The 10055-nt window shown below is 35.4% G+C and carries 5 protein-coding genes and 1 riboswitch; of the genes, 2 read left to right on the top strand and 3 right to left on the bottom strand.

The features are described from left to right. Nucleotides 1-87 precede the first annotated feature (87 nt). The 3 genes from WBQ70_RS04400 to WBQ70_RS04410 form a co-directional block, all read right to left on the bottom strand. Entirely contained in the window at nucleotides 88-3831 is a 3744-nt protein-coding gene (locus WBQ70_RS04400; protein ID WP_423911100.1) for a T9SS type B sorting domain-containing protein, read from the bottom strand. A 786-nt stretch (nucleotides 3832-4617) separates the two neighbouring features. After that, the gene (locus tag WBQ70_RS04405) at nucleotides 4618-6549 is read right to left on the bottom strand and encodes a TonB-dependent receptor plug domain-containing protein (protein ID WP_423911102.1); all 1932 of its coding nucleotides are present in this window, start codon (nucleotides 6547-6549) and stop codon (nucleotides 4618-4620) included. Between the two features lie 101 nt (nucleotides 6550-6650). Then, nucleotides 6651-6916: riboswitch (cobalamin riboswitch) on the bottom strand. A 288-nt stretch (nucleotides 6917-7204) separates the two neighbouring features. Then, complete coding sequence (locus tag WBQ70_RS04410; protein WP_423911105.1) at nucleotides 7205-7852, bottom strand: diphthine--ammonia ligase; 648 nt, start codon at nucleotides 7850-7852, stop codon at nucleotides 7205-7207. Between the two features lie 139 nt (nucleotides 7853-7991). Here WBQ70_RS04410 and WBQ70_RS04415 point away from each other — a divergent pair, with 139 nt between their 5' ends. Beyond that, nucleotides 7992-9134, top strand: a complete 1143-nt coding sequence (locus tag WBQ70_RS04415) for an ABC transporter substrate-binding protein (protein WP_423911107.1) — start codon at nucleotides 7992-7994, stop codon at nucleotides 9132-9134. 1 nt (nucleotide 9135) lies between these two features. Next, nucleotides 9136-10055, top strand: a 920-nt coding sequence (locus WBQ70_RS04420; RefSeq protein WP_423911110.1) for an iron chelate uptake ABC transporter family permease subunit, incomplete at its 3' end; no start/stop codon positions are given.

The following is a 10055-nucleotide window of genomic DNA, read 5'->3' on the forward strand; positions in this document are numbered from 1 at the left end:
AGGATATTTGACTATTAAACAATAAAAAAGCGCTAATTAGCGCTTTTTTATTGTTTAATAGTCAAATATCCTTTTTTAGGATTATTATTATCTTTTTAATGAAAAATGTCCTCTAGCCTCTCTACCATCTAGCAGTTTTACAGAAAACCAATAATCTGTTGCGGGAAGCAAAGCTCCATTAAAAGTCCCATCCCAACCTTGATCTTTTGGTTTTAATTCTTTTATAAGTTTTCCATAACGATCAAAAATGGAGATGTTTGAATTTTCATTTACTGAACCTTTAACTCCTTGCAGATTCCAATAATCATTATAGCCATCACTGTTTGGAGTAAAAAACTTAGGTGCTCCAATCACATAAACGGTTCTACTATCACTACCACAATTATTATTGTCTTTTACAAAAACTTCATAAACTCCTGGAGCTATATTTTTAAAGAAGTTAGATTCCTGATACACGCCATTAATACCATTAATAGTATATACATAGTTCCCTTTACCAGGATTAAGATGAATGGTAATTGAATTAGATTCACTCAATTCAACAACATCAATTGATGCAATGACTGGAGCTTCGGACGGAATCACTTTAATGGTTCTAATTTTGCTACAACCTGTAGCTTTTGAAGTTACTTCGACTGTATAAACTCCATCAGAAGTAGCATTCAAAACTGAATTTGTTTCAGCAGGAGTCATTGCAGCTCCATTTTTCAACCAGACATAAGTATAATCACTAGTAGGTGTACTGTCCTGTATACCTGCATCTAGCATTACTGAAATAGTTGACGATCCAGAACAAACTACTACATTATCTCTTCCGTTCACATTAGTATTAATATTAGGCAAAGGATTTACTGTCACTATTGTTCCTGCCGAAGAAGGAGATGCACATCCATTTTCTACTACCTTCACCGTATAGGTTCCTGCTGTTGTAACTGTTATTGAAGGTGTAGTATCTCCTGTAGACCATATATTTCCAGTAGTTGAAGAAGATGTTAAAACAACATTTCCTCCTATACAAAAAGACGTAGAACCACCTGCTGTAATTGTAGGTGTAGCAGGTATTGGATTTACAGTAACCACCATTCCTGCCGATTTGGCTGATGAACAACTACCATTAAATACTTCAACAGTATAGGTTCCGCCTGTTGAAACCGAAATAGAACGTGTAGTTTCCCCAGTTGACCATCTATTTCCTGTAGTTGAAGAAGAAGTTAATACAACATTTCCTCCTGCACAAAAAGTAGTCGAACTTCCTGCTGTAATCGTAGGCGTAACTGGTAAAGAATTTACGGTAACTACTGTTCCTGCTGACGTAGCCGAAGTACAATTTCCCGCACTTACTTGAACGGTGTACGTTCCTGATGTGGCAACCGTAATAGATTGTGTAATTTCCCCTGTTGACCATATATTTCCCGTAGTGGAAGAAGATGTTAAAACAACATTACCTCCTGCACAAAAAGCCGTCGGACCACCTGCTGTAATTGTTGGTGTGGCAGGTATTGGATTTACAGTAACCGTTGTCCCTGCCGAAGTAGGAGATGTGCACCCATTAATCGTTACTTCAACGGTATACGTTCCGGCTGTTGAAACCGAAATAGCTCGTGTCATTTCCCCAGTTGACCATCGGTTTCCCGTGGCTGAAGAAGATGTCAAAACAACATTCCCTCCTGTACAAAATGCCGTAGGCCCTGTTGCTGTAATCGTAGGAGTACTCGGTATTGGATTTACAGTAACAACCGTTCCTGCTGATTCAGCCGATGTACAGCCCCCTCCTGTTACTTTAACGGTATAAGTTCCTCCAGTTGTAACCGTAATAGATGGTGTCGTTTCGCCTGTTGACCAAATATTTCCTGTTGCTGATGAAGAAGTCAAAACAACACTTCCTCCTGTACAAAAAGTAGTTGTACTTCCTGTTGTGATCGTTGGTGTGGCAGGTATTGGATTTACAGTAACCGTTGTACCTGCCGAAGTAGGCGACGTACAACCATTGGTAGTTACTTCAACGGTATAACTTCCTGCTGTCGAAACCGTAATTGATTCTGTTGTTTCACCCGTTGACCATAGATTTCCTGTGGCTGAAGAAGAAGTTAGAACAACACTCTCTCCTGCACACAGCGTGGTAGATCCCGTTGCTGTAATTATAGGCGTAGCAGGTATTGGATTTACGGTAACAACCGTTCCTATTGATTCAGCGGACGTACAACTGCCGTTAGATACTTTAACAGTATAAGTTCCTCCAGTTGAAACCGTAATAGATGGTGTTGTTTCACTCGTTGACCAAATATTTCCTGTTGCAGAAGAAGAAGTCAAAACAACACTTCCTCCTGTACAAAAAGCCGTCGGACCTCCTGCTGAGATCGTTGGTGTGGCTAAAGTACTTACCGTTAAACTTACTTCATCTGAAAGCAAACTACAAGTAGTCCCCGTTTTATTAATATTAACCCTATACAAATATCCATTCATGGTAGCGATAGGGTTTGTTATTTTTAATTCAACTGAATTTGAATCACTGTAAATAGCATTATCCACAACATTATTCCAAGTAGCACCATCAGTAGATACCTGCCATTGATAGGTATCTCCATTACTAACAACAGCAAAAGAGACATCCTCACCACAGCTTGTTGCTGGTACGGGTTGCGTTGCTATTGTTACACCTACACCAATAACATCATAAGTTATAGGAGTTTGTGGCACCCCATTGATATTATACAGTAAACGATATTTATCTGTTCCCTCTATAGCGATTACAGATAAAACTCCATTAGTTCCTCCAGAAATTGGCTCCCAACTAGTAGTAGCGGTATTGTATTTTTCCCATATTAGCCCTGTTATTCCTTGAAATTCAAACAAAGCTGCAGAGGCATGACCAGGACTTGCATCAGGTGCATCTACCCATGCTGCAGCATTTCTAGTTTGAAAATTAAACTCAGCATTGTCTTCATCATGAGCAGGAAGTCCTTGTGATCCATTTGCATTATAATCATTTGGTTCTATTAAGGTTCCATTAGGTTGTTTATCCCAGTTTTGATACTCTAATGGTGTTCCATCCATCCAATACCACCCTTTATTAAGTACTCCCGTTCTATCATCAAAATCGGTTGCATTTCCATACTGTTTTAATCCCAACCAAAAAGCAAAACCAGATGCTACCACTGGAGGACCTGGTTTGTTTAAAAAGTCTAATGCATTTAATCCTGCTAAGACAGCTACTTCTTCTGCTGGTGGCGCACCTCCAGCTGTCCCTCCATTAATAATATACATGGTTGCCCCTGGTATATCAGATATTAAGTTATCAGCGGCAGTCCAAGACATCTTGAATGGCGCTCCATTAGGTTCTGTTTTTACATAATAGGAAGATGATCCAAATACCGCAACTTTGGTCAAACTTAATCCCAAACCATTTGTATTTTTAGCGTCAAACTCTTCCTCAGTTAATAAACCTTCGGCTTTAATATCAACTGTTTCTCCTGCACATAGGGGATTGGGTTTACTGGGAACCAATTTACCATCTACTTCAAATACATTAATTCGTAAACGAGTACCAATGCGGTATTTGGTTTTATCCTCAGTATTTTTTAAATAATATTTAGTACCACTTACAAGCGGATCTGACGGACTATATGCAGTACCTCCAACAGGAGCATTCATCCATATTGGAGGCTCAAGAAGTCCCGTTACTTGACTAGTTAAATCAGCAATTGTTCCTGCACCCGCGTACACGTAGGTTTGCTTAACTATAACTGTAGCTCCAACTTGTGCCGATATGTAATTACAGAATAGTAGAAAAAGAATAGGCAGCAATAACTTTTTTGTAAAAGATTGATTCATTTTTTTGGGGTTATTTTTTTGAATGTCTGTAAAATAAAAACATAAAACACTATAAAACATAGACAAAATTACCTATTAGTAACTCTTATTTACCATCTACGCAACTGATTTTTCATTCTAATATTAATCAAAGGTATAATATCCTTACAAACATACCAGCATATTTGATAAAAAAACAATATAGCAACTAGATTAAAACTAGATTAGAACTAATTAAAGATTCTTTTTTAATCCAATAATATTTAAATTCTTACATAACCCATAATTGTTATGATCGGTAAATACAAAAAGTAAGCAAAACATTTCTGTACCTTAACTATACTTTTTTAGAAAAAAAAAAAAACATAGTCTTTTCTTCCCTATAAATAGTCATAATACGTTACTTAAATTATAGAAAAACGCCCTAAATATCGGAATATTTAAGGCGTTTTCTCTCCAATTGTTGTAGTCAGTAAAACCTATAGACTATACGTATTATTTTTAAAGTAAATGCTACCACTTTGTCGCTTTGAACTTCTCTTAATATCATTCATAAGCCATCTTGGACAGGCTCAGTTTGAACTTGTGGTTTACCCTTTACAACCTATACCATTTAGGCTTAGAATTTACTGTGAAGAAAATTAAGATTTTTTAATTGAAAAGGGAAACTATAGCAAAGTAGGGCTACGGCATCATTTTATTTTAAAAAGAAATGTAAAAATTTTATTGTAGTACATCTTAAGTCTAAATAGTATTAATAGGAATACTCTTTTTTAATAAGCTCTTATCAAGAGTCCAAGGAGTACATTAAAACAAAATAGTAAATCCTATTTTAAAGTTTCTTCCACGAGTACTATAACCAATCGTTTCTTCAAAATCTTCGTTAAAAATATTGGTTACAGCCCCAAAAATGGTCATCTTGTTTTTAATAATATTGTATTTAGCCGTTGCATTTACCAACTTATATGCGCCCAAAGTAGACACTACTGGAGGATATCCGGTAAAACCATCTCTTTTGTCTAAAAATTGGTAGGAAACTCCAAAATAAGCGCGCTCTAAAAACTGAAAATCTAAGCTTGTATTAATCTTATGTTTTGGATTATACAAATTAGCTTTTACATTTGGAAAAGTATTATTCACTGCTTTAGATTCCACTTGCGTGAAAGTATAATTAGCGTTCCAAGTCAATTTATTAGTTATCGCATAGGCAATCATAGTCTCAATTCCTTTGGCATTATATTTTCCGTTAGCATTGAAATAGGAACCTACATAAGTAAGTGGATTAGAATAAAACTCAATAGCTGAATCTTCTTCTCTGTAAAACCCAACGGAGTTCAACGTTAATTTATCCTCTAACAATTTAACTTCAAAACCTACCTCAAATGTTTTATTATCTTCTGGCTTTAGATCTAAATTCCCATAAGTACTATACAGTTGATACAAACTTGGTGTGATATAAGCGGTACTAAAAGATCCTAATAATTTGAAGGGTATATTTTTAAAACTAAAAGAAGGATTCACATTATATACCATATGATTTCCGTAGTCACTATGATGGTTCAACCTTGCACCTACATTAATATTCAAACCGAAATCCGAATTATACACAAAATTCAAATAAGGATCTACAATATTGAATTTTGAAAATGAATTAGAAATTTTAGTATACGCACTGTTTATTGACATTTCTTGAAACTGAAACTGAACACCTGTTACAACAAACAATTGATCTGAAATCTCGTATTTATTAAAAGCATCTGCATTTAAGTTTCTTGACTTATAATCCGTTATGCTTCCAAAATTCAATAACTCTCTGGTGATTAAGTTTCCAGTGGCATTCATTACCACTTCTCCTTTATTATATTTGTATTTAGGTGCAAAACCAACTCTGAATTGCTCTGAAATATTATAATTATCTGGATTGTCTGCATAAGCACCTGAATCAAATTCATTTTTGATTCGGTCATAATTAGCAAAAAAGTCTAAACTTAATTTTTTGGTTGGAGTAAAACCTATTTTAACTAATGAATTTACCCTCTGAAACAAATCATCTTCAAAACCTACTCCTTTAGCTTCTGAAATCCCTTGAACAGCACTACTATTTAGTGAAGCAAAATAATTGATTTTTTCGTTTTTAGCTCCAAAGTTGAATCCTTGATTCAATTCGGCTGGTCTATAACTTGTTTTATCTGCTGTGGTTTGCGTACCCGCATTCATATACACATTTCCTGAAATTGATTTTTGAGTTCCTTTTTTCAACGTGATATTAATTACTCCCGAAGCTGCACCAGAACCGTACAAGGTACTTGAAGCGCCTTTCATTATTTCAACACTTTCTACCTGCTCCACAGGAAGCAAACGCAAATCATATACTAAATTAATTTCTGATGCATCCGAAACAGGAACACCATCAATTATAATTAATGTTTGACGACTACGGCTACCACGAATATAAACCCCTAAATTTCTACCTGCATTACTCTGATTTCCGTTGATTTCAACTCCTGCTACTGTACTCAAAACGGTGGCTAAGGATTGTCCTTGTTTTTTGGCTAAATCAGCTGCGGTGATTTTTACGATTACTTTTCCAGATTTTTCTTTTGGCAAAGCAAATTTTGAGTCGGAGATGACTACTTCATTTAATTCATTTGGAGTTGCAATTTCCCCTTTTTTCTGTGCAAAAATAGAAGCACTGATTAATACGCATAGCGCGCTGATACGAACGATTTTCTTGTTCATTTTAACAAAATAGTTAGCAAAGGATTCTAAACCAATGCATGATTAAAAATGGGAGAAAAGCATAGAATGACCCATACCCAAACCTTTTTTTCCCGAAAGTTTGATACTCGATGTAATAGGCAGGTCTCCTGGCTTGCGTCTTGTTGTTTACCTTCTCATACGCCGTAGCGAACAATGGTTTTGTAGATAACAACAAGCTGGATAGCTCACAGTTGCGGGTACAGCTCAGGAATAATGAATTTTCATCTAGGATTACGATTTAAGATTTTATCTTGAATCGTTCCTCTATATTTTAATCATTTACCTGATTCCCTTTTAATGCTGTTTTTAAATTATAAAACAGCAACCTCAATACGGCGGCAAAGATAATATTAAATTTATTGTTTTGGATATTTTTAAAAATTCCAACTTAAAACAGCCACAAAACACTGTAATGAAGTAACTTAAAAACAGAAATAAATAACAGTACGACTTTTAAAAATCGTTAATAAGTGACCAATTTCCTAGCCCCAACAGCAGTGAAAAGCCTTTGCAGGATAAAAAACAATTTTTCTTGCTAGGAGAGAGCGACCAGCGGAAGCTCCTCTCCTAGCGTAGAAAAATGTTTTTTATCCAAAAAGCTTGTAACGAATGGTGGGAAGATGCTCCTAATAAATTATAAATTATCCCAAACGATGAAACAGTAGTTTTGATGGGTGGTTGTAGTGAATTCAGGTAAGGAGATTGGATTTTTAAAAAGTAGGCAATCAAAAACCATCGTATGAAATTCTCCGTTTTCGCCACATGGATCAATGCCTTTTTGTTGTAATTCTTGGGCAAGTTCATGCGTTAGAATGCGACCAAGGTACGACTCCCCCATTTGTGCATTGCAGGATACAATCATCGTTTCGATTCCCTTTTCTATCATTTCGTTGACCAATTTCAAACGATCTTGCTGCCATAAAGGCAAAACCGCATGTAGGGAAGCAGCGGTACAAACCTTTTCTTCCCAATCTTTATGCGGTTGTAAATCGATATCCCCAAAAACAGCTACATCAAAGTTGTATTTCTCTTTCAATGTTTTTAGTGTCTGAATATACTTTACCTCATAATCTTCCCAACTCGCAGGAACCGCCTCTAGTGGCAAATCCATTTGTAAAGCTTGTTGTTTCAAAATCGCTAATGGCAAACCATGTGAACGAGAAATTTTGCCGTTTTCGTTCATCATATTCAACAAAACTTTGGGGACATACCCTTGCTCAACAGCTTTCATCATAGCGTAGCAACTGTCTTTTCCGCCGCTCCAAGAAGTTAAAAAATTCATGTTTTTGATATTTAAATAGTATTGGCTAATTTGTATTCTAGTTGCAAATATAGAACATGAAATTCTGAAGCTAATTAAAAATAAATGAGAGTTTTTTATAATTTCTCCTACCTTTGTTTCCAAAATCGAATCAAAAACAATGAAAACTGCACTCTATAAAATCTTTTTTATCTTCTGTTTTTTAAGTTTCTTTAGTTGTAAAAAGTCAGAAACTTTAGAAAATAAAAACACACCATCAACAAATAACAGTATTGAATATGCGTCAAGTTTAGCAATTTATAAACAAAACGGTTATTCTATTATAAAAATCATTAATCCGTGGCCAAATGCTACTAAAAACCTAACCTACATCTTAAAAGAACAGAATGGAGTTCTACCTGATAGTTTGCAACAATATCCTTCGATTTTAGTTCCATTGCAGTCTATTGTAGTCACTTCAACAACAATTATCCCATATTTAGAGATGTTGGGAGTCGAAAAAAAATTAGTTGGTTTTCCGCATACGGATTATATTTCGTCTGAAAAAACGAGAGCTCTAATCGATAAAGGAGCCGTTAAAAATGTAGGACAAAATGAAAAACTAAACATGGAACAGTTGATTAATTTGGCTCCCGAATTAATCGTTACTTTTAGTATGGATAACAGTAACCCTATGATTGCAAATCTTGAAAAAAGCGGTTTAAAAGTCCTCATTCAAGCAGACTGGATGGAACAATCACCTCTAGGTAAAGCTGAATGGATTAAATTGTATGGTGCTTTATTTGGTAAAGAAAAAGAAGCTAAAACACTTTTTGATGGAATTGTAAAAAATTATAATGAAGCTACGGCACTGGTGGAAAACCCTCATAAAGAAAAAACAGTTTTATATGGCTCTATGTATCAAGACCAATGGTTTGTTGCCAAAGGAAACAGCTGGGTTTCTCAATTTATAAAAGATGCCAAAGCCAATTACTTATGGGCAGATGCCGAAGGAACTGGAAGTTTAGCCCTATCCTTTGAAACGGTATTAGAAAAAGGCAAAAATGCGCAATACTGGATTGCAACTGGTTCCTTTAAAAACCTCTCTGAACTAGAAAAAGCCAATCCGCACTACAGTCAATTTAATGCTTTTCAAAATAAAGAAATTTATACTTTTGAAAGCAAAATTGGACCTACTGGCGGAACTATCTATTATGAATTAGCCCCTAGCCGACCTGATTTAGTATTGAAAGATTATATTAAAATTTTTCATCCTGAGTTAATTCCTAATTATGCTTTTACTTTTGCCAAAAAATTGAATTAAATTGAAGCAACAACAACAAAATATTTTCTTATTTTCTCTACTTGGTTTGGGGTTCTTTGGGTTGTTTTTTACAAACATTAGTTTAGGCTCAGTCACCATCCCTTTTAAGGATATTTACAATAGTCTAACAGGTGGTCATGCTAGTAAATCCACTTGGGAATACATCATCATTAATTATAGATTACCCAAGGCAATAACTGCAATCTTAGTTGGTATGGGACTCTCTATCAGCGGTTTATTAATGCAAACGCTTTTTAGAAATCCATTAGCAGGACCTTATGTGTTAGGATTAAGTTCTGGAGCGAGTTTAGGAGTGGCTTTTGTAATTTTAGGGGCAGGAATTCTACCTCCTTTTTTAGGATCCCTTTTAGTTTCCCCTTATGGAATTGTCATCGCTTCAACTGTTGGAAGCACACTAGTTTTATTAGCCGTTTTAGTAGTCTCCCACCGCATGCGAGATACCATGGTAATTCTTATCGTGGGACTTATGTTTGGTAGTTTTACAAATGCTATTGTAAGTACGCTCACTTATTTCAGTTCAGCTGATCAGTTGCAAAAATTTATTTTTTGGTCTATGGGAAGTTTAGGTAATTTATCATGGACTTCCATTTCCATTCTTAGTGGCTGTGTAGTTACAGGATTAGTATTGAGTTTGTATAGTATCAAACCTTTAAACGCTTTATTATTGGGCGAAAATTACGCCAAAAGCCTCGGTCTTAATTTCAAAAAAACACGTTTAATTATTATACTCGCTACCAGCATTTTAGCAGGAAGCATTACTGCTTACGCTGGACCGATTGCTTTTATAGGTCTAGCCGTTCCGCATATTGCTAAATTGCTTTTTCATACGAGTAATCACAGTACATTATATTGGAGTACGTTATTAATAGGTGCTAGCATTATGTTATTGTGTGATGTTAT

The organism is Flavobacterium sp., from assembly GCF_049590715.1.
In the GTDB taxonomy this organism is placed as follows: domain Bacteria; phylum Bacteroidota; class Bacteroidia; order Flavobacteriales; family Flavobacteriaceae; genus Flavobacterium.